General features: G+C 72.4%; 18 protein-coding genes and 1 pseudogene. 6 read left to right on the top strand and 13 right to left on the bottom strand.

Annotation, left to right across the window (positions count from 1 at the left end; all coding sequences use genetic code 11):
* A partial coding sequence (locus tag C1I97_RS12290) for an esterase/lipase family protein (protein ID WP_111003252.1) occupies positions 1–706 on the top strand: 706 nt, incomplete at its 5' end.
* 60 nt (positions 707–766) lie between these two features.
* Here the strand turns inward: C1I97_RS12290 and C1I97_RS12285 are convergent.
* Positions 767–1,828 (bottom strand): lytic polysaccharide monooxygenase auxiliary activity family 9 protein, encoded by a 1,062-nt coding sequence (locus tag C1I97_RS12285; protein WP_111003251.1) that lies wholly within the window; start codon positions 1,826–1,828, stop codon positions 767–769.
* 179 nt (positions 1,829–2,007) lie between these two features.
* Here C1I97_RS12285 and C1I97_RS12280 point away from each other — a divergent pair, with 179 nt between their 5' ends.
* On the top strand, positions 2,008–2,484 hold the full coding sequence (locus C1I97_RS12280) for a GNAT family N-acetyltransferase (protein ID WP_111003250.1): 477 nt from the start codon (positions 2,008–2,010) through the stop codon (positions 2,482–2,484).
* A gap of 12 nt (positions 2,485–2,496) precedes the next feature.
* Here the strand turns inward: C1I97_RS12280 and C1I97_RS41370 are convergent, their stop codons facing one another.
* The gene (locus C1I97_RS41370; protein WP_111003249.1) at positions 2,497–2,631 is read right to left on the bottom strand and encodes a hypothetical protein; all 135 of its coding nucleotides are present in this window, start codon (positions 2,629–2,631) and stop codon (positions 2,497–2,499) included.
* 138 nt (positions 2,632–2,769) lie between these two features.
* Between C1I97_RS41370 and C1I97_RS12270 the strand changes: the two genes are divergently transcribed.
* Positions 2,770–3,396: a class I SAM-dependent methyltransferase gene (locus tag C1I97_RS12270; protein ID WP_111003254.1), complete on the top strand. Its 627-nt coding sequence runs from the start codon at positions 2,770–2,772 to the stop codon at positions 3,394–3,396.
* Between the two features lie 44 nt (positions 3,397–3,440).
* Here the strand turns inward: C1I97_RS12270 and C1I97_RS12265 are convergent, their stop codons facing one another.
* Positions 3,441–3,941 (bottom strand): DUF402 domain-containing protein, encoded by a 501-nt coding sequence (locus tag C1I97_RS12265; protein WP_111003248.1) that lies wholly within the window; start codon positions 3,939–3,941, stop codon positions 3,441–3,443.
* Positions 3,922–4,851, bottom strand: coding sequence for a GNAT family N-acetyltransferase (locus C1I97_RS12260; protein WP_111003247.1), 930 nt, complete (start codon positions 4,849–4,851; stop codon positions 3,922–3,924). Before C1I97_RS12260 ends, C1I97_RS12265 begins: the two co-directional genes overlap by 20 nt.
* A 134-nt stretch (positions 4,852–4,985) precedes the next feature.
* Here C1I97_RS12260 and C1I97_RS12255 point away from each other — a divergent pair, with 134 nt between their 5' ends.
* The gene (locus C1I97_RS12255) at positions 4,986–5,354 is read left to right on the top strand and encodes a GntR family transcriptional regulator (RefSeq protein WP_111003246.1); all 369 of its coding nucleotides are present in this window, start codon (positions 4,986–4,988) and stop codon (positions 5,352–5,354) included.
* Here the strand turns inward: C1I97_RS12255 and C1I97_RS12250 are convergent.
* Both C1I97_RS12250 and C1I97_RS12245 read right to left on the bottom strand, forming a co-directional pair.
* Complete coding sequence (locus C1I97_RS12250) at positions 5,342–6,130, bottom strand: DUF72 domain-containing protein (protein WP_111003245.1); 789 nt, start codon at positions 6,128–6,130, stop codon at positions 5,342–5,344. The genes C1I97_RS12255 and C1I97_RS12250 overlap by 13 nt on opposite strands.
* A gap of 36 nt (positions 6,131–6,166) precedes the next feature.
* The gene (locus C1I97_RS12245) at positions 6,167–7,261 is read right to left on the bottom strand and encodes a DUF5925 domain-containing protein (RefSeq protein ID WP_111003244.1); all 1,095 of its coding nucleotides are present in this window, start codon (positions 7,259–7,261) and stop codon (positions 6,167–6,169) included.
* Between the two features lie 166 nt (positions 7,262–7,427).
* Between C1I97_RS12245 and C1I97_RS12240 the strand changes: the two genes are divergently transcribed.
* The gene (locus tag C1I97_RS12240; RefSeq protein WP_111003243.1) at positions 7,428–8,849 is read left to right on the top strand and encodes a GH39 family glycosyl hydrolase; all 1,422 of its coding nucleotides are present in this window, start codon (positions 7,428–7,430) and stop codon (positions 8,847–8,849) included.
* Between the two features lie 29 nt (positions 8,850–8,878).
* On the opposite strand, the gene C1I97_RS12235 is transcribed toward C1I97_RS12240, so the two are convergent.
* The 6 genes from C1I97_RS12235 to C1I97_RS12210 form a co-directional block, all read right to left on the bottom strand.
* Positions 8,879–12,700, bottom strand: a complete 3,822-nt coding sequence (locus tag C1I97_RS12235) for a lipopolysaccharide biosynthesis protein (RefSeq protein ID WP_111003242.1) — start codon at positions 12,698–12,700, stop codon at positions 8,879–8,881.
* Positions 12,693–13,496, bottom strand: a complete 804-nt coding sequence (locus C1I97_RS12230) for a polysaccharide deacetylase family protein (RefSeq protein ID WP_111003241.1) — start codon at positions 13,494–13,496, stop codon at positions 12,693–12,695. Before C1I97_RS12230 ends, C1I97_RS12235 begins: the two co-directional genes overlap by 8 nt.
* A complete protein-coding gene (locus tag C1I97_RS12225) occupies positions 13,493–14,491 on the bottom strand; it encodes a glycosyltransferase (protein ID WP_111003240.1) in 999 nt (332 codons plus the stop codon). Before C1I97_RS12225 ends, C1I97_RS12230 begins: the two co-directional genes overlap by 4 nt.
* The gene (locus tag C1I97_RS12220) at positions 14,488–15,309 is read right to left on the bottom strand and encodes a glycosyltransferase family 2 protein (RefSeq protein WP_111003239.1); all 822 of its coding nucleotides are present in this window, start codon (positions 15,307–15,309) and stop codon (positions 14,488–14,490) included. The genes C1I97_RS12225 and C1I97_RS12220 overlap by 4 nt, the downstream gene beginning before the upstream one ends.
* Before the next feature lie 393 nt (positions 15,310–15,702).
* On the bottom strand, positions 15,703–16,797 hold the full coding sequence (locus C1I97_RS12215) for a GNAT family N-acetyltransferase (RefSeq protein ID WP_111003238.1): 1,095 nt from the start codon (positions 16,795–16,797) through the stop codon (positions 15,703–15,705).
* Between the two features lies 1 nt (position 16,798).
* The gene (locus tag C1I97_RS12210; RefSeq protein WP_258382533.1) at positions 16,799–17,224 is read right to left on the bottom strand and encodes a hypothetical protein; all 426 of its coding nucleotides are present in this window, start codon (positions 17,222–17,224) and stop codon (positions 16,799–16,801) included.
* A 342-nt stretch (positions 17,225–17,566) separates the two neighbouring features.
* Between C1I97_RS12210 and C1I97_RS12205 the strand changes: the two genes are divergently transcribed.
* On the top strand, positions 17,567–18,373 hold the full coding sequence (locus tag C1I97_RS12205) for an SGNH/GDSL hydrolase family protein (RefSeq protein ID WP_111003237.1): 807 nt from the start codon (positions 17,567–17,569) through the stop codon (positions 18,371–18,373).
* Positions 18,374–18,377: 4 nt separating this feature from the next.
* On the opposite strand, the pseudogene C1I97_RS39835 reads toward C1I97_RS12205, so the two are convergent.
* Positions 18,378–19,041, bottom strand: a pseudogene (locus tag C1I97_RS39835) (serine/threonine protein kinase); the annotation flags it as partial.

Genomic DNA, 19,041 nt, shown 5'->3' with positions numbered 1-19,041 from the left:
CGTCGTCCTCGTCCACGGCACCCTCGGCAACTCCGTGGACAACTGGCTCGGGCTCGCGCCGTACCTGAAGAACCGCGGCTACTGCGTCTTCTCCCTCGACTACGGCCAGTTGCCGGGCGTCCCGGTCTTCCACGGCCTCGGCCCCATCGACAAGTCGGCGGAGCAGCTGTCCGCCTTCGTCGACAAGGTGCTTGCCGCGACCGGAGCCGCCAAGGCCGACCTCGTCGGCCACTCGCAGGGCGGCATGATGCCCCGCCACTACCTGAAATTCCTCGGCGGGGCAGCCAAGGTGAACGCCCTCGTCGGCATCGCGCCCAGCAACCACGGCACCAATCTCAACGGGCTCACCAACCTGCTGCCCTACTTCCCCGGCGCCGCCAACCTGCTCAAAGCCACCACCCCCGCCCTCGCCGACCAGGTCGTCGGGTCCGCCTTCCTCACCAAGCTCAACGAGGGCGGCGACACCGTGCCCGGTGTGCGCTACACGGTCCTCGCCACCCAGTACGACGAAGTGGTCACACCGTGGCGTACCCAGTACCTGACCGGCTCCAACGTGCGCAACGTCCTGCTGCAGGACCTGTGCCCGCTCGATCTGTCCGAGCATGTGGCGATCGCCGTGCTGGACCGCATCGCCTTCCACGAAGTGGTCAACGCGCTCGACCCGGCCAACGCCACCGCCACCACCTGCACGTCCGTGTTCGACTGACGTGCTTCGGGGCCTGTCCGGCCTGAGCCGCCGGACAGGCCCCGCGTTCACGGGGCCACGTCAGCGGCCCCGGCCGCCCCCGGCCGCGGCGCGCCGGCGGACCGAGGCGAACAGGGCCGCCGAGCCCAGCGCCAGGGCGGCCGCACCGCCGGCCGCGAGGTACGGGGTGCTGCCGTCACCACCGGTCTCGGCGAGGTCCGTCGAGGCGCCGGCGGCCTTCGGCCGGTTCGGCTCGTCGACGGGGGCGGGCTGCGCGGCGCGGTCCGCCGCCGACTGCTCGGCCGTTTCCGAGGCCGTTTCCGAGGCCGCCTCCGTGGCGGCGTCCCCGGTCGGGCCCGTCGTCGGGTCCGTGGCCGTACGGGCGTCCGCGTCCCCGTGGCCGTGGTTCTCGATCGTCGACTTGCCGGCACCGTCCGCGAGTTGCCGCTCGGTCGGCGCGGAGGCGGCCGGCGCCGGTGCGGAGCCGCCGCCCCCGCCGGACGCGCCGCCGCCGAACGTGACGTCCGAACAGGAGTAGAACGCCTCCGGACTGTCCGAGCGCTGCCACACCGCGTACAGCAGATGCTTGCCGGAGCGCTCGGGCAGCGTCCCGGAGAAGGTGTAGGAGCCGCCCGGGGCGGCCGGGTCGGTGGTCGTCGCGACCGGGTGCTCCAGGTCCAGGTCGCCCCAGGCCAGCGGCTTCGCCGGGTCGTAGCCGGGCTTGGTGAGGTAGACCGTGAAGGTGCCCTTGTGCGGGGCGGTCACGCGGTACTTGAAGGTGTACGAGCCGCTGCGCACGGAGGTCGCCGGCCAGTCCGCGCGGGGCAGGTCCAGGCCCTTGAACTCCTCGTTGCCCGCGCTGCACAGCTTGCCGTCCGGGATCAGCTCCTGGTGCCGGCCGTCCGCGTCGCCGATCCGGACGCCGTTCCAGTCGTACAGCGCCTGGGTGCCGCCGGTCGCGACCGCTGCCTCGCAGGCCGCCGACTCCGGGCTCTCCGGGCCCTCCGCGTAGCACTGGGCCACCCGGCTGACCGGGTCCCCCAGGGAGCCGTGCGCGGACGCGGGCGCCGCGGCGAGCGCGGTCAGGGCCAGCGGGGGTATGCCGAGGGCGACGAGCGCGGCGGCCTTGCGGCGTACAGGCATCGGGGGACTCCTCGGAACGCTTTTGATGAGGGGGATCCCGTGGGGGGTGGATCCCGTGGGGGTGGTCAGAAGCTAGCCCGAGGAAACCGCGAAATCGCCTGCCGAAGGCGGTCCGGGGAGATCCTTATGCTCGCGTTAAGGGAGCGCTGAGGCTGCGCTCAGGTGGGGAGGGGTGCGGTATGGCGAACGTGGAGATCCGGGAGGCGTCCGTCGCCGACGTGCCGGCCGTGAAGGCCGTGACCGACGCGGCCTACCGCCACTACATCGAGCGCATCGGCGTGGTCCCGGCACCCATGGAGGCGGACCACGCGGCGAACGTGGCCGCGGGGAAGGTGTTCGTCGCGCGGGAGCCCGGCGCGGGCGGCCGTGTGACGGGACTCGTCGTGATCGAGGCGCGCACGGACCACCTGTTCCTCGACAGCATCGCCGTCCGCCCCGGGGCACACGGCCAGGGGATCGGACGGCGACTGCTGGAGTTCGTGGACACACGCGCGTGTGCCCTCGGTCTTCCCGAGGTCAGGCTCTGCACGAACGCGATGATGTGGGAGAACCAGAGGATCTACCCGAAGTTCGGCTACGAGGTCGTGGAGCGCCGTGTGGACGGACCCTACGACCGGATCCACTACCGCAAGCGGCTTCGCCGGCGCGTCTCGTAATCCCGTTGCCGGTCATGCGTCCGGCCACCATGTGCGTGCGATGTCCTTGCGGACCTCGGGCCGCCCGGCGGGACACTCGTCGATTTCCTCACGGACCCGGCGGGTGTCCGTCTTCCTCAGGGGCTTCCGCACTGTCACACGGCGCATGGCTGCCTCCTTCACGCCTACCGGGTTCCGTCTTCCGACGGAGGTAGACCTTTCGGGCGAGAGTTCCTCATCGGTGCGGGTCTGTCTGTGGTGGCTGTCACGAACCGGTTGTCAGTGGTCGGTGTCACCCTGGGGCTCATGAGTGAACGGATTCCTGCCGACGGTGACGGATCGGCCCGGGCCCCTGTGGACTGGGACGCCCAGGCCGCCGTCTTCGACGACGAGCCGGATCACGGGCTGCGCGACCCGCACGTGCGGGCCGCCTGGGCCGAGCGGCTGCGCGACTGGCTGCCCCGGCGTCCCTGCGACCTGCTCGACCTCGGCTGCGGCACTGGCAGCCTGTCGCTCCTCGCGGCCGAGCAGGGGCACCGGGTGACGGGCGTCGACCTGTCCCCGGCCATGGTGGAGCGGGCCCGGGCCAAGCTCGCCGGCCGGGACGCGGTGATCCTGGCCGGTGACGCGGCGGACCCGCCGGTGGGCGAGCGGCGCTTCGACGTCGTCCTGGCCCGCCACGTCCTGTGGGCGCTGCCCGACCCCGCCCGCGCGCTGCGGCACTGGCAGGGGCTGCTGCGGCCGGAGGGGCGGCTCGTCCTGGTCGAGGGTGTCTGGGGCACGGTCACCCCGATCGGCATACCCCCGCAGCGGCTGACCATGCTTCTGCGGCCACTCGCCTCCCACCTTCACCTGGAGCCCCTGTCGGGCGACGCCAGGCTGTGGGGCGGGGAGGTGGACGACGAACGGTACGCGGTGGTGGCCTCGAACTGAGCCGCGGCCGAGCTCCGGGGGCGGGGCGGGAATCGGCTCGGCAGTCAGCTCAGCAGCGTCTCGAAGCCGCCCTCGCGGGCCAGTCCTTCCAGCTCGTCGAGTGCGGCCAGGGCGGCGGCCGCGGCCTCGGGGTCCGTGTGCGGCAGACCGCTCGCCGCGAACTCGTCCTCGTCGAGGCGCCGTACGTCCGTGCCGTCGGCCGAACGCCACAGGTCCAGGTCGAGGTCCTCGACGACGAGTTCCGTGCCCAGGCGGGTCGCGGGGCGGGTCACGTCGCAGTACCAGCCCTTCAGCCTGCCCCGGGCGTCGCGGACCTCCTTCACCGAGTACCAGCGGTCGCGCCAGTAGTGCTCGGTGAAGACGTCGCCCGGCTCGAAGCGCACGAAGCCGAAGTCGCGCACCGCCCCGCCCGCCCACGGGGCGCGCACGGTGACGCGCGTGCCGTCGTCCGCCAGCAGCTCCGCCGGATAGCGGATCTTGGTGCGGCCGGCCTTGACGAGGACCACGTCCAGCCGGCTCCCGGACTCAGCACGCATCGCGGACATACCGCACCTCCGTCGCGCACACCTCGTACCCGAACCACTCGTTGATCGCGATCATCGGCCCGTTGCCGGTGTCGTTCCCCGTGAACGCCTCCGTGTACCCGGCGGCCCGTGCGCGGTGCAGCGAGTCGTTCTTGGCGAGCTTGGCCAGGCCCCGGCCGCGGAAGGCCCGGGCGGTGCCCGTCATGGCGGTGGAGTAGCGGGTGCCGCCGTCCGTGCGGGCCGCGGAGAACGCCGCGGGACGGCCGTCGACCACGGCCACCGACGTCAGGTCGAGGTCGAGCAGCGGGTGCCGCCAGGTCTCCTCCAGCCACGCCTCGTAGTCGGTGAACGCGAAGTCCACGTCGCTCGGCTCGTCCGCCGTCGTCTCCGCGTCCAGTGCGAACAGCGGGCGCGGGTCGTCGGCGAAGTCCGAGCCCCGGCGCAGCTCCACGCCCGGCGGCGGGTCCTGCAGCGGGGGGAGGGTGCCGTTCGCCAGGCCCAGGCGCAGCAAATACGCGGAGCGGCCGGTCCGGTAGCCGTGCAGCTCGGCGAAGGCCCGGTTGCCCGGTTCGTCCAGCACCCAGGAGTGCAGCCTGACCGCCCCGTGCGCGGTCAGGTGCTCCTCGGCGGCCCGTACGAGGAGGCTGCCGGCGCCGCGGCGCGTGTGCCCGGGATCCACGTACACGTTGATGTTGCCCTGGCCGGGCTCGGAGCTCTCGTGGGACAGGTGCACCTGTGCCGTGCCGATCACCTCGCCGTCCGCCACGGCGACGAGGGGCCGGTAGTGGGCGTCGGGGTGCAGGCGGGCGATGTCGTGGGCGAGCGATTCGGGGGTGACCAGTATGGACGGCAGCGCGCGGTGCCGAACGCGGGCGAAGCCCTCGAGGTCGGCCCGCGCGTCGGGGCGGAGGTCGCGGACGATCACGGTCATGGAGGCGCACGCTACGGGGAGAACCGACCGGGCGCCTCCCATTTTCCGCCCCGGCCGTCCGCCCCGTTCCCAGCCCTGTTTCCGCCCCGGCCGTCCGCTGGGCCGCACGCGCGCGCGTGCGGGACAATCACCCCGTGACCTTGAAGATCCACATCGACGACGGCGCACCCCCCTACGAGCAGGTGCGGGCGCAGATCTCCGAGCAGGCGCGGTCGGGGACGCTGCCGGTGGGGTACCGGCTGCCCACGGTGCGCGGACTGGCCGAGTCGCTCGGGCTCGCGGCGAACACGGTCGCCAAGGCGTACCGGGCGCTGGAGGCGGACGGCGTGATCGAGACACGGGGACGCAACGGCACGTTCGTCGCCGCAGCGGGTTCGGCGGCGGTGCGCGAGGCCGCGGCCGCCGCCCAGGCCTACGCGGAGCGGGTACGGCGGCTCGGGCTCGGCGAGGACGAGGCGCTGAACGCCGTGCGGGACGCCCTGCGGGCGGCCTACGGGCAGTGACGCGGGCGACGCGCGGGCAGCGCCCCCGGCGTCCGCGTCACCGGCAGGCCCGCTCTCGCCGCCGCCCTCGCGAACACCACCGCGTCCTGCACCGCCGCCGCCGTCGGGTCGTTGTTGAAGTAGGCGTACACGTCCCGTTCGTCCGGCCGGGTGGTCGCGACGCGGTCCACCCAGGTCTCCAGGCACCGCCGGCCGTAGTGCGGCCAGGCCGGGGCGCGGCCCACGTGGAAGCGGACGTAGCCCCAGTCGGCGGTCCGCCACAGCGGGGTGACCGGGCGGGCGTACGCGTCCGCCCAGCACAGGGCGGCGCTCCGGGACTCGAGGACCTTCCGGACCTCCGGCGTCCACCACGACTCGTGGCGCGGCTCGACCGCCACCCGGGAGCCGGAGGGGAAGCACGCCAGGCAGGCGTCCAGCAGCCCCGGATCGGCGCGCAGGGTCGGCGGCAGCTGGAGCAGCACCGGGCCGAGCCGGTCGCCGAGGCCCGCCGCACGGGTCATCAGGCGGTGCACCGGCTCCTCGGGGTCCTTCAGCCGCTTGATGTGGGTGAGGTACCGGCTCGCCTTGACCGCGACCACGAAGTCCGGCGGGACCCGCTCCCGCCACGCCTCGAACGTCTCCCGCGCCGGCAGCCGGTAGAAGGCGTTGTTGACCTCCACCGTGGCGAAGGCGGCCGCGTACTCCTCCAGCCACAGCCGCACGGGGCACCCCTCCGGGTAGAGCACGCCCCGCCAGTCCTTGTACTGCCAGCCCGACGTCCCGACGAACAGGGTCATATGCCCATCAAAACATCGGGGCGTACACGCGACCCGTCACAGGTACAGGCCCGCGTCCGCCCCCTCGCGCGGCTCCGGCAGCGCCGTGGGGGAGGTGCCCCGGCGCAGCGCGTACAGCTCGGCCAGGGTGGCGCCCTCCCGGCCCACGCCCTCCTCGGTGCCCAGCCAGTCCACCGCCTCCCGCCGGGTCAGTCTCCCCACCTCGATGCGGGCCAGACACCGGCCCGGGCGGACCACGGCCGGGTGCAGCCGCTCCAGGTCCTCGTTGGTCGTCACGCCCACCAGGACGTTCCGGCCCTGGCCGAGCAGGCCGTCGGTGAGATTCAGCAATCGGGACAGGGCCTGGCCCGCCGTGTGCTTGGCCTCGCCGCGGATCAGTTCGTCGCAGTCCTCCAGCAACAGCAGCCGCCAGCGGTCCCTGCCCGCCGCGTCCTCCTCGCCGATGGCGATGTCCATGAGGTAGCCGACGTCGCCGAACAGGCGTTCAGGGTCCAGGACGCAGTCCACCTGGCACCAGTCCCGCCAGGAACGGGCCAGCGTCCGCAGCGCCGAGGTCTTGCCGGTGCCCGGCGGGCCGTGCAGCAGCAGGAGGCGACCCGCGATGTCCTCGGGGGTCCTCTTCATGAGGCGGTCCATGGCGTCCGCGACCGGGGCGGTGTAGTTCGCCCGGACCTCGTCCCAGGTGCCTGCCGCGACCTGCCGGGTGGTGCGGTGCGGGCCACGCCTGGGCGAGTGGTACCAGAAGCCCATGGTCACGTTCTCCGGCTGCGGCTCCGGTTGGTCCGCGGCGCCGTCCGTCGCCTCGTTCAGCACCTTCGCGGCCAGCTTGGCGCTGGTCGCGGTGACCGTGACGTCGGCGCCCCGGTTCCAGCGGGAGATCAACAGGGTCCAACCCTCGCCCTCGGCGAGGGTCGCGCTGCGGTCGTCGTCGCGGGCCACGCGCAGCACCCGGGCTTCCTTGGGCAGCAGGGTGGCGCCGGAGCGCACGCGGTCGATGTTCGCCGCGTGCGAGTACGGCTGCTCACCCGTCGCGAAGCGGCCGAGGAAGAGTGCGTCGACGACGTCGGACGGCGAGTCGGAGTCGTCGACGGTGAGCCGGATCGGCAGAGCGTCGTGTGGGTTCGCGGACATGCCGCCATGATCCGGCACACGCGCGTGGTGCGCACCCGGTTTCCCGCGCGGGTGGCCGTGTCCGTGCGCCCACGGGTCCGGGCACGGCCCGGACATGAGCCGAGCATGACCCAAGCATGACCAACCCCTGTCCCGGGGACGTTTCCCGCCCTTACTGTTGTCCTTGATGAGGCGTCATAGGTGGAATTCGGGGGCGGGGCGGTGGCGGCTCACCGCGCTGCTCGGGGTGGGTGTGACGGCAGTGGCCCTGCTCGTGGCCCTGGTCAGCACGCTGCCCGGCGGCGCGGACACCGCGGGCACCACACGTGACGGCGACGAGGTGCACGGCACGCCCGTGACCCCGCGGGGCGCGGACGAGCCGTACGTCGGCTGGGGCTTCACACACACCCAGTTCAGCGCCGACGAGGGCAGCGCCACGGCGACGGACCGGGTCGGGGGACTGCTGTCGAGGGGCGGCGGCCTGCCGCAGAACCAGGCGATCATGGGCTGGGGTGCCGACAACCCCGAGCCGGTCAAGGGGCGTTACGACTTCGAGGCGCTGGACCGCCGGATCGACTTCGTCCGCTCCTCCGGCGGCACCCCGGTGATCACCCTGTGCTGCGCCCCGGACTGGATGAAGGGCGGCCGGGCGGGCGTCGGCAACACCGACTGGAGCCAGAAGGCCCTGGAGACCGCCCCGACCCCCGACCACTACAAGGACTACGCCGCGCTCGCCGCGACCGTCGCCAGGCGCTACCCGGACGTACGCCACTTCATCGTCTGGAACGAGTTCAAGGGCTTCTGGAACAACGCCGAGGCCCGCTGGGACCACGAGGGCTACACCGAGCTCTACAACCTGGTCCACACGGCACTCAAGCAGGTCGACCCCAAGATCATGGTGGGCGGTCCCTACCTGGTCATGGACAGCGTCGACCCGCGGCAGAAGGAGAACGCCTCCACCGCCCTGCGCGGCCCCTGGGGCGCCATGGACCAGCGGGTCCTGGACGCCTTCGCCTACTGGAACCAGCACAAGGCGGGCGCCGACTTCGTCGTCGTCGACGGCTCCAGCTACACCAAGGACGACGACCTGCTGCCCGACGAGTTCGCCGCCACCGACAAGCTCACGGCCGTCGGCCGGTGGGTACGGCAGCAGACGCGCGGACTGCCGCTGTGGTGGGCCGAGTACTACGTCGAGCCCGCCGACCGCAACGACGACCGCAAGGGCTGGTCCGAGCCGCACCGCGTCGCCGTCCAGGCCGCCGGCCTGATCGCCATGGCCAAGGGCGGCGCCACCTCCGGCTTCTACTGGAACCCCCAGAAGGAGAAGGGCGGCGCCTGCCCCGGCTGCCTGTGGACGCCGACCGGCTCCTCCGGCGGCGGACAGGCACTGCCCCTGTACGACCTGGTCTCCCGCTTCGGCCGGGCCTTCCCGCCCGGCACCGCGTACGAGACGGTGTCCGTCGCCCCGGACGACGTGCCCAACGTACGCGTCCTGGCGAGCGACAGGACCGTCCTGGTGGTCAACACCCTGAACCGGACGATCAGTGCCAAGATCGACGGCAGGCGGTTCGGCATGAAGGCGTACGAGGTGAAGTGGCTCGAGCGGTAGGACGTCCGAGCCCCTCCACCCGCCGTCCGTCAGCCGCCCCCCATCGTCAGGAACCGCTGCACCAGCGAGGCGAACAGCACCGCCAGCAGCGGCAGTGAGAACCAGAAGCTGCTCTGCAGCCACCGCAGCCGGCGCACACTCGGCCGCATCGCGACCCGGACGAACTCCCGGGCCGTGAGCATCACGACCAGCGCCAGCGTCGCGAGGCCGCCGGCCACCGACCACGGCGTCCAGGTCACCCTCGGCCCGATCGGCCCCGGCTGCGGCTGGGGCACGGCACCCGCGGGCTGCTCGCGCAGCGCGTACAAGGTGGCGTCGGCGCCGGCGAGGACCTTCCTCAGCTCCGGGCGGCTGTCGAGGTTCTCCACGAGCCGCGACGGCCAGGTGGCCGAGTAGCCCACGTCCATCTGCAGATACGTCACCTGACTCCTGTTGACCATCAGGTACGAGTTCGGGCCCGCGTCCTCGAGCGACTTCACCAGGCCGGAGACCAGAACCGGGTCGGTCGGTGCCAGGGTCGGCACGTAGGTGACGCGCTCCATGTCCCTCGCGCCCCACGGCATGGCCGGAGTGACGTTGGTGACCAGGTCGTTGCTCAGCCACAGCAGCCGTACGGTCGGCTCGGCGTGGGCGTAGACGTAGTCCATGGCGGCGACCTCGCCGGGCCGGATCCGCTCGAAGGACTCGTTGCCCCACCGGGCGACCAGGAAGCCGCCCATGAGCAGCAGGCCCGCCATCAGCGCGGCGAGCGGCGCCAGGCTCACCCGGTCCTTCTCGCGTTCCCCGGCGGTCGCGCCGGCCCGCGGGAAGAGGGCGAGCGCCGCCAGCAGGGCGGCACCGGGCAGCGCGAACATGAAGACCCGCAGCGCCATCTCGCCGCCGTAGGACTGCATGCCGAAGCCCAGGAACGGCACGAAGGTGAGCACCAGCAGCGACCGCTCGCGGTACTTGTGCTCGCGCCGCCGCAACCAGCCCCAGCAGGCGAGGGCCATCACGGTGCCGGCCAGCAGCACGCGCGCGTACAGCACCAGTTGGTGCGTGGAGTCGCCGCCCTGGATACGGCCCGAGACGGACGACGACACATTGCCGCCGACCCCGCCGACCCCGCCGAACAGCTCGTCGAAGTGGCCGGACCAGTACGGCTCGGCCATGAAGCCCAGCCAGAACGCCACCAGCACCGCGAACAGCACGGGCAGGCCGCGCAGTTCGGACCGGCCGACCAGGACCAGCACGGCCAGCACGCCCAGCATCACGAACGGCGTGAGCTGGTGGGCCGGGACACTGGCCGCGAACAGGCCGATCACGACCATGAGCAGCACGGCCCGCTGCCGCCGGTCCGTCGGCTCGACCTCGGCCTCGCCGGGCCGCGCCGTGGTCCACAGCATGCGCGGCGCCCGGAACCAGACCAGCAGGATCGCCACGAAGGCCAGGTAGAGCAGGTAGGTGAAGCCCTGCGGGGAGAAGTAGTCCTGGCCCACCCAGCCGCTGAGCACGAAGATCCACACGCCGGCCCACTTGGCCCGCCAGCTCGCCCGCAGCGAGCGGGTCAGCAGGAACATCGGTGCCAGGTACAGCAGCTGGACGGCCGGCGGCCACCAGCGGATGACCTCGGTGAAGTCGTTCAGCCCGCAGGCGCGGGCGACGAACGCGGCCACCGCGAAGAACCCGGGCCAGCTCCAGCGCGCGTCCAGGTCCGGTACGGCCGACCCGGTGCGGTCGATGTAGTCGATGAACCCGAGGTGCTGCCAGGCCGTCGCGAACCGCGGCTCGCTCTCGATCACGGCGGGCAGCGCGTGCAGGGAGACGACGGTCGCGACCAGGGTGACCAGCAGCAGCGCCCGGTGCTCGCGGCGCAGCCACAGCAGCACGGCGAACACCCCGGTCAGCAGCGCCGCCCCGGCCAGGGTCGGCGGCGGCAGTACGGAGACCAGGCCGAGCCCGCCCATCCGGTCCAGGCCGGCGTCGTCGAGGCGCAGTGCGGGCACCCAGTACAGCAGCAGGGCGGCGGTCAGCAGGCAGCCGAGGAGCACCCCGGCCCGGGTGGGCACCAGGCGCTCCCGCCAGGACCCGGGGGGTTCGCCGGACCGGCCTTCCCCGGGCGGGGGCTCGGGCTCCGGTTCGGGTCCGGGAACAGGCGCCGGTGCCGCCGCCTTCGGCACGGCGGCCCGCTCCTCCTCCGCGAACGGCGCGTCCACCTCCCGCTCGGCAGGCCCCGGCGACGCCTCCGAGCCCGGCTCCCGCTCCTCCACGGGCAGCCCCACCCGCTCCGGCGGCCACGCGGGCGAGTCGGAGGGCTCCAGGGCGGTGCCGACGGGCGGGGTGCCCGGTCCGGGCCGTACGTCCGGCCGGCGTTCCACGTGGTCGAAGTCGGCGTGGACGCCGAGCGCGAGGGTGTCGCGGTCCAGCGCCCAGGCGGGCCGCCGGTGCGGTGCGGCCTTGGCGGGGACCTCGCCCGCCCCCAGGTCGGCGAGGTCCCCGTCGGGTGCCGCGTCCTCGGGGACGCCGGCGGCCGGTGCGCCCTTGACGGTCCGGTACAGCCTGGGCGCGGCGATCGCGACGATCACGGCGAGGCTGGAGATCTCGGCGACGCCCGCACCGGTCAGCCCCATCCGGGGAAGCAGCAGCAGCGTCAGCCCGAGCACCAGCGCGCACAGCAGCCCTTGCAGCCAGGCCAGTCCGGCCGTGCGGCTCTGGGCGCGCAGCACCGCGAAGTACGTCTCCATCACGACCCGCAGCAGCGCGCCGACGGCGAACCAGCGCAGCAGCCCGGTCGCCGCGTGCGCGTAGCCCGCGCCGAAGACGTGCAGGATCTGCGGCGCCAGCAGGAACATCAGCCCGCAGATCGGCACCATGATCCGGGCCATCCGCTTCAGCGCCGCCCGGGTGTTGGCGGCCAGCCGCGCCGGGTCGTGCGAACCCTCCACGGTCAGCGAGGCGCCCATGTTGATGGCGAGCAGGTTGACCGTGCCGCCGATCGTCGTCGTGATGTAGAAGTAGGCGTTGTCCGCGGAGCTGACCTGCGAGGCGATGATCACCGGTACGAGGTAGACGACCGCGAGCGAGAACAGCGAGCCGGTGTAGTCGCCGGCCAGGAACCGCCCGAGCTCCTTCGCCGTCGGCGGCTCGGCGTGGCCCTCGGTCGCCTTCACGTGCCGGGGCACCAGGCGCCGGAAGACCAGCCAGCCCAGCGGCACGATGGAGAAGGCGATCGCCAGCCCCCAGGAGGCGAAGACGCCCGTGGTGGGGATCACGGCGGCCAGGGCGACCAGCAGGGCCAGCTTCACCGCCGAGAACACGGTGTTGCCGACCGGCACCCAGGGCGCGTTGCGCAGCCCGGTCAGCACCCCGTCCTGCAGGGTGAGCAGGTTCCAGGCCATCACGATCACGACGAACCCCAGGCCGTGCAGGAGTCCGTGCAGGAAGCGGTAGGACGGCCCCCACAGGTCCAGCGTGAGCAGAAAGGCGCCGGCCGCGCACGCCACGATCAGCGAACTGCCCAGGTACGTACGGGCGATCAGGTGCCCGGTGGCGCGTCCGGCCACCGGGATGAAGCGGGCCAGGGCGCCGGTGAGCGTCACCGCGGTCAGCCCGGCGAGGAGCTTCATGGCGGCGATGGCGGCCGAGCCCTGGCCGACCGCGTCGGCGGAGTAGTAGCGGGCGGCGACCAGCCAGTAGCCGAGGCCCAGCACCGCGGAGATCCCGGTGTTGAGCATCAGCGCGTAGGCGTTGCGGAACAGCGGGCTGCCGCCGCCGGACCGGCCCCGTCCGGGCAGCCGCAGCCGGCGCCCCGGCTGCTCGGGCGCGTGGGGCTCGGGGGCCGACGCCTCGGTGGCGGTGGTCGTGTCAGACACGGCTGCGGATGGCCTTCCGGCGGACCTGACGGGCTCTGCGGACCAGGGCGTACCCCTTGGTCAGGGCACGGTCCCCGGCGAAGTTCCGGGCGATCGCGCGGCCCTGGACGAGCCGCTCGAACTCCTCGGTGGTGGTGGAGCGGCGCACGGTGAGCCGCCGCAGGGCGTACGGGCCCTGCCGGCGGCGTGCCAGGCCGTTGCCGACGGCGAGGGCCTGACTGAAGCCCGCCGCCCGCACCCGCGCCCGCACCCGGCGGCTGGAGTAGCCGTAGGGGTAGGCGAACGAGGCCGGGACGGTGCCCAGTTCACCGGCGACGATCTCCTTGCAGCGGATCAGCTCCGACCACAGCGTGTCGTCGTCGAGCTGGTCCAGCTGCGGGTGGGTGTGGCTGTGCCCGCCGATCTCGACCCCGTCGGCGGCGAGTTCGCGCACCTGGTCCCAGTCGAGCATGGTGTCCGGGCCGCCTCCGGTGTCGTACGCGCCTTTGATCCAGCCGGTGGAGACGAACAGCGTGGCCGGAAAGCCGTGCTCCGCCAGCACGGGCAGGGCGTGCCGGTGGACGCCCTCGTAGCCGTCGTCGAAGGTGATCAGCACGGCGTCCGGGGGCAGCGGCTCGAAGCCCTCCGAGCGCCAGTGGGCGGCCAGCCGGGCGGTGGTGACCGGGTGCAGGCCCAGGTTCTCGACCACGTCCATCTGCTCCGCGAACGCCTTCGGCGTCACGGACAGGCCGCGCGTGGCCTCGTTGGGCTCCGCCGCGACCGCGTGGTACATGAGCACCGGTACGGGTGCGTTCATCCGGCTCTTCCCCCCTCGCCGTCCTCGATCTCCACGACCCGGAAGCGGGCGCCGCCCCGGCGGGCCCGGACGCTGCCGACGGCGTAGCCGCCCGCGGCCGTGAGCACCCCGGCGACGATCGCGCCGGCCCGGCCCGCGCCGCCCGGCCGGGCCAGCAGCGCGTCGCGCACCCCGCGGGCCACCCCGGCGGGCAGCACCCGGGTGGTGTAGCGGCGCTCGGACTCCAGGCCCTTGTCCGCGCCGACGCTGCGCGCCACCAGTGCCTTGGACAGGCCCTCGGCGTAGGTGCGGGCGCGGAAGTAGCGGAAGCGCTCGCGCGGCGCCGGCACCCGGTGGTGGATGACCGCGCGGTCGTCGATCAGGAGGACCGCCTCGGGCCGGGCCCGGCTGAGCCGGATGCACAGCTCCGTCTCCTCGCAGCCCAGCGGGCGCTTGTCGCCGTCGCGTCCGATGCCGATGGCGAAGCCGCCCGCCGCGTCGAACGCCGTGCGCCGGAAGGAGGCGTTGCCGCCGAGCACGTTGCGCACCCGGACCCGGCCGGGCGGCAGCCCCTTGTACGTGCAGCCCACCACCCAGTCGAACTCCTCCGGGAACCAGGCCGGCCGGCGGCCCGACGCCCAGACGGGCACCGTACGGCCGCCCACCGCCATCACCCGCGGGTCGGCGTATCCCCCGGCGAAGTGCCGCAGCCAGTCCCGCTCGGCCACGGCGTCGTCGTCGAGGAAGGCGATGACCTCGCCGCGGGAGGCGGCGATGCCCGTGTTCCGGCCGGCGGACAGGCCGCGGGGGCCCGCGTTGGCGAGCACCCGCACGTCCCCGGCCTCCTTGTACTCCCCGGAAAGCCGGTCCAGGAGCGCCTGGTTGTGGTCCACGACCAGGCGCGTCTCCAGGGCCGGCCGGGACTGCGCCCGCACCGAGGAGACCGCCGCGAGGATGTCCTCCCAGCGGTCCTCGGTGTAGACGCAGATCACGACGGAGATGCCGGGACCGCTCAAGACACCTCTCCCCGCACGGAGCCGAGCATGGGGGAGTGGCGCTCCTGGCGGCGCAGCTCGCGCCGGTTGGAGCGTTCCTCGAGGATCACCTTCAGCACCCGCAGCCCGTCCCGCACGGCGCGCAGGTTGCTGGCGCTGTGGATGCGCAGGTACTCGTAGCTGGGGATCTCCTGCACCTTCAGTCCGGCCTTGACCACTCTGATGTTCATCAGCGTCTCTACCTCGAAGCCGGTGCAGTCCAGCTCGATCTTGTCCAGGCAGTGCCGCCAGAAGGCGTTGTAGCCGTAGCACAGGTCGGTGTAGCGGGCGCCGAACTTGCGGTTGACCACGGCGCACAGGGCCCGGTTGCCGAGTTTGCGGATGAAGGTCATGTCGTCGGTGCCGCCGCCGTTGGCGAACCGGGAACCCTTGGCGAAGTCCGCGCCCGAGACCAGCGCGGAGACATAGGAGACGATCTCGCCGCCGTCGGCCGAGCCGTCCGCGTCGACCATCACGATGATGTCGCCGGTGCACGCCTCGAAGCCGGTGATCAGGGCATCCCCCTTGCCCTTGCCGCGCTGTTCGACGACCTTCACCTCGGGCCACAGCTCACGGGCCACTTCGACGGTGTCGTCGGTGGAATTGCCGTCCACGAGAACCACTTCGTGTATCCACTCGGGAAGAGTCTTGAAGACGTAGGGCAGATTCTCCGCCTCGTTCATGGCGGGGATCACCACGCTCACCGGCGGTGTGATCGCCAGGTGGGAGGAGATCGGCCGAAATCCGGCGGCCGTCGTCGGTTCCTGTGCCGAAGAAGGCGGGCGCAGAACGGAGCTCATGAGTCGTGTCCCTCTCGTCCGGCGGGCCGCCCGCCCCTCGGGGCGGCCCGGCTGTCTGTCCGGTTCGAAAGGGGGGTTCGTCACCCGGGGCACGCCGGAACGGCTCCTGCGTGCACGCCGGGTGAGCTGGCAAAGCTGGCCGGCGTGCCGGATCGACGGCAGCCGGTTGCGCGGCACGGCCCGGTCACACCTGCGGTCACCGAGCACGGCACCCCCCTACCGCGCCCCGCGCCGGAACGTCCTGGCCCTGAGCCCTCCCCTGGAGCCGCTTGCTGACGGACCGATGCGGGTGAGATGTACGACAGTATTGACGATTGAACCGGTATGGCAAGACCGCGAATCAGGCCTCACATTTTCGCTGGTTTTTCCGTTGTGCGAATTTTTGCGCGCCGTTCATCGTCTGGACCGGATTTTTCCCATCCGTTTAAGGATTCTGTCCGCGGGTTCGAACAGTTCCGGCCGTGACTGCACCGCGTTCCGCAGCGCCCGGACCGGGGCGCGGCGCGCCCGGTGCCCGACCGCCACGGGGTGACGTCGTGTCACCCACCCTTCTGACACGCCGAGTTCGCGTGTCTTCAGGGAGTCCTTGTACCCCTTCTGGCCCCGGCCGAGGTCGAGGTGGGCGATGCCGTCGGCGGCGGCCGCCTCGGCCATGCGCAGATGCAGGATCAGCCCCGGGGAGAACTTCGCGTACGCCGGGTCGTACGCCGGGAACCAGCAGGCCAGCACCCGCTCGGTGCGCAGCCCGAAGTGGGCGGCGACCGGACGGCCGTCCGCGTACAGCACCGACAGGATCCCCGCGAACGGGTCGGAGCGGGTGTGGAACAGCCGGGTGACCAGGGCGGTGATCCACGCGTGCGCGAAGCGGTCGCTGCGCCCGGTCCGCCGGTACTGGGCGGACTTCCAGCCCATCAGCGTGCCCAGCACGGCAGGGTCGCGCTCGTCGTGGACGTAGTGCACGGAGCCCGCGTCGCGACCCAGCCTGCGCTCCTTGGCGAGCGTGGTCCGGGTGAACTTCGGTGAACGCGCGCGCAGTTCGCTCAGATAGACGTCGTATCCCTGGTCGACGTCCATGACCGGGGACGGAAAGGTGCCGCAGGCGCCCGCCTCGAACGGCTCCTGGCCTGCCACCAGGTGGTCGTACTCCCAGACGGCGAGCCCGCAGGCCCGCAGCAGCTCTTGGGCGTCCCAGGTGAAGCCGGGCCGGTGGACCAGGCCCTGGCAGTCGGAGACGCCGAGCCCGACGGCCCGGCCGACGCCGGTGGCGGTTCTCTGGAACGGGAAGAACGCGGCCGGCTCGCCGTCCTCGCGGATCACCGCGATCCGCACCCCGCGTCTGCACCTGCCCACCGCGAGGGCGAACTCGGGCGAGAGGAAAGGGTTCGCCAGCTCCTCCGCGCCGTGCAGGTGGGCCTTGGACTGCATCGCCGTCCACGCCGCCCGGTCGGCGGCGCTCAGCTCGCCGGGGCGGTACACGCTGATGTCCACGTCAGGAGCCCTGTCTACTCGCCGTACGGCCGTGCCGGCGCCGTACCAGAACCAGCAGGAGAACGAGGGAGCTGAACGCGGTGACGGCCACCAGTCCGCCGCTGACGGACCATCGGTGCACGGCCAGCATTCCCTGGGCCACCAGCATGTCGAGGACGGCCGCGCCCGCCACCGAGACGAGCGCGCGGCCGAAGGGATCCAGCCCGCGCAGTGCGGCCGCGATGGCGACGGCCGGCGCCGCGAACAGGAGGAACAGCGTCAGCGGGCCGCGCAGGACGGAGTCCGATCCGGTGAGCGCGAGCAGCGCACCGGCCCCCCCGACGGCCGTCGCGGCGCCCGCGAGCAGCGGCGACAGGTCCCTCCCCGGCCCTGGTCGCGCTCGCTCGGCGCCCTGTGGTGAAGCTGTCTTGATACGTATGGTCTGCATTGGCGACTTTGCCCCCCGAAGCGCCGGATGCCAGGCTTCAATGTCGCGCAGCCGCGCGGGGATCGTCAAGACGCGGAAGCCGCCCATACGGGTTCTTGTGGGTGCTTAAACCTCCCTTCGGCCCTCTCCCGCCCTTCTTCTGCTGCTCCTCCGTTCTTCCTTCATCCTCCCTTCATCCTCCCTTCAATCTCTTTTCGGCCAGTTGGCCGACGGGCCACGGCAACGGCCTTCTTTTCGCAACGTATTTCGTTGAGCGGTAAAAATTTTTGGCATGGACACTTCCTGTCAACACGCGTAGCTGCTACCACAGTTATGGCAGAGATCCTGCTAAAGGGAGGCTCCATGAGACGTTCTCGAATTGCCGCCTATATCGGCTCCCTCCTCCTGACCGTCGGACTCGCCCTGACCGGGGCGGCGACGGCGCACGCATCTCAACAGGCCGCCGCCGGCGGCTATGTGGCCCTCGGCGACTCCTACTCCTCCGGAGTCGGCGCCGGCAGCTACATCAGCTCCAGCGGCAGCTGCAACCGCAGCACGAAGGCGTACCCGTACCTGTGGAACGCCGCGCACGCACCCTCGTCGTTCGACTTCACTGCCTGCTCGGGCGCCCGGACGGACGACGTACTGGCCAACCAGCTCGGCCCGCTCAACTCCTCCACCGCACTCGTCTCGATCAGCGTCGGCGGCAACGACGCCGGATTCTCCGACGTCATGACGACCTGTGTGCTCCAGTCCGACAGCACCTGCATCTCCCGCATCAACACCGCGAGGGCGTACGTCGACTCGACCCTGCCCGGCAAACTCGACAACCTCTACTCGGTGATCCGCTCCAAGGCGCCCAACGCACGTGTGGTCGTGCTCGGCTACCCCCGCTTCTACAAGCTCGGCCAGACCTGCCTGGGCCTGTCCGAGACCAAGCGCTCCGCCATCAACAGCGCGTCCGACCAGCTCAACGCCGCCGTCGCGAAGGCCGCAGCCAACCGCGGCTTCACCTTCGGCGACGTCCGCTCCACCTTCGGCGGCCACGAGATCTGCTCCGGCAACTCCTGGCTGCACAGCGTCGACTGGCTGAACATCGGCAACTCCTACCACCCGACGGCGGCCGGCCAGTCCGGCGGCTACCTGCCGGTCTTCACCGGCGCGGCCTGACCTCTCACGGAGAGGCGGAAGCCGTGGCCGAGGCGGAGGCCCCGCCCGTCGGGGTCTCCGTCACGCACGTCACCGAGAACGGCACCGCGTCCGGGACGACCCGCACGGGCGAGCGCACCTCGACGCCGACCGTGTTCTCGAACGTCCCGTCCTGCGCGTACGCCGTGACCCTCACCGTGTCCTGCCGGGACTTCCCGCCCTCCGAGGAGAACGACAGCGTCCTCCACCCCGGATCGGACACCTCGCCGCTCTTCAACACCCACCGGTAGGAGACCTCCGCCGGCAGCCGCCCCACCGTGAACGTGGCCGTGAAGGCCGGAGCCTCCTCGCCCGGCGGCGGACACGTCCCGGAGTACGCCGTGTGCGCGCCGGACAGCGCGACCGTCACGGACTGCGGCGGGGGAGTGCTCGAGGAGCTCGCGCTCGCCGAGGGGGCCGGGCCGCCGCCGGTCTCCGTGCGGCCGGCGCTCGCGGTCGGCGACGGCGTCACCCCGTCCGGACCGCCGCTCGAGCGCGCGCCCCCGTCGCCGCCACCGCCCCGGTGGAGCAGCGCGTACGTCAACCCGCCCAGTGCCAGCGCGAGGACGGCCAGTCCCGCGACCAGCGCGAGCACCGCGCGCCGGTCGCCGCCGGGCCGGGGCCGCCGGCCGTCGGGATCCGCGAGGGGC

Source organism: Streptomyces sp. NTH33 (assembly GCF_003236365.1).
Taxonomy (GTDB): domain Bacteria; phylum Actinomycetota; class Actinomycetes; order Streptomycetales; family Streptomycetaceae; genus Streptomyces.
The sequence above is the reverse complement of the archived record's forward strand: the minus strand, read 5'-3'. Positions and strand labels throughout refer to the sequence as shown.

What these genes read in the sequence shown, in the direction of transcription:
- C1I97_RS12285 (WP_111003251.1), bottom strand. Translation starts at nt 1,828, where the DNA reads ATGCCTGTACGCCGCAAGGCCGCCGCGCTCGTCGCCCTCGGCATACCC.
- C1I97_RS12280 (WP_111003250.1), top strand. Translation starts at nt 2,008, where the DNA reads ATGGCGAACGTGGAGATCCGGGAGGCGTCCGTCGCCGACGTGCCGGCC.
- C1I97_RS41370 (WP_111003249.1), bottom strand. Translation starts at nt 2,631, where the DNA reads ATGCGCCGTGTGACAGTGCGGAAGCCCCTGAGGAAGACGGACACCCGC.
- C1I97_RS12270 (WP_111003254.1), top strand. Translation starts at nt 2,770, where the DNA reads ATGAGTGAACGGATTCCTGCCGACGGTGACGGATCGGCCCGGGCCCCT.
- C1I97_RS12265 (WP_111003248.1), bottom strand. Translation starts at nt 3,941, where the DNA reads ATGTCCGCGATGCGTGCTGAGTCCGGGAGCCGGCTGGACGTGGTCCTC.
- C1I97_RS12260 (WP_111003247.1), bottom strand. Translation starts at nt 4,851, where the DNA reads ATGACCGTGATCGTCCGCGACCTCCGCCCCGACGCGCGGGCCGACCTC.
- C1I97_RS12250 (WP_111003245.1), bottom strand. Translation starts at nt 6,130, where the DNA reads ATGACCCTGTTCGTCGGGACGTCGGGCTGGCAGTACAAGGACTGGCGG.
- C1I97_RS12245 (WP_111003244.1), bottom strand. Translation starts at nt 7,261, where the DNA reads ATGTCCGCGAACCCACACGACGCTCTGCCGATCCGGCTCACCGTCGAC.
- C1I97_RS12240 (WP_111003243.1), top strand. Translation starts at nt 7,428, where the DNA reads ATGAGGCGTCATAGGTGGAATTCGGGGGCGGGGCGGTGGCGGCTCACC.
- C1I97_RS12230 (WP_111003241.1), bottom strand. Translation starts at nt 13,496, where the DNA reads ATGAACGCACCCGTACCGGTGCTCATGTACCACGCGGTCGCGGCGGAG.
- C1I97_RS12220 (WP_111003239.1), bottom strand. Translation starts at nt 15,309, where the DNA reads ATGAGCTCCGTTCTGCGCCCGCCTTCTTCGGCACAGGAACCGACGACG.
- C1I97_RS12210 (WP_258382533.1), bottom strand. Translation starts at nt 17,224, where the DNA reads ATGCAGACCATACGTATCAAGACAGCTTCACCACAGGGCGCCGAGCGA.
- C1I97_RS12205 (WP_111003237.1), top strand. Translation starts at nt 17,567, where the DNA reads ATGAGACGTTCTCGAATTGCCGCCTATATCGGCTCCCTCCTCCTGACC.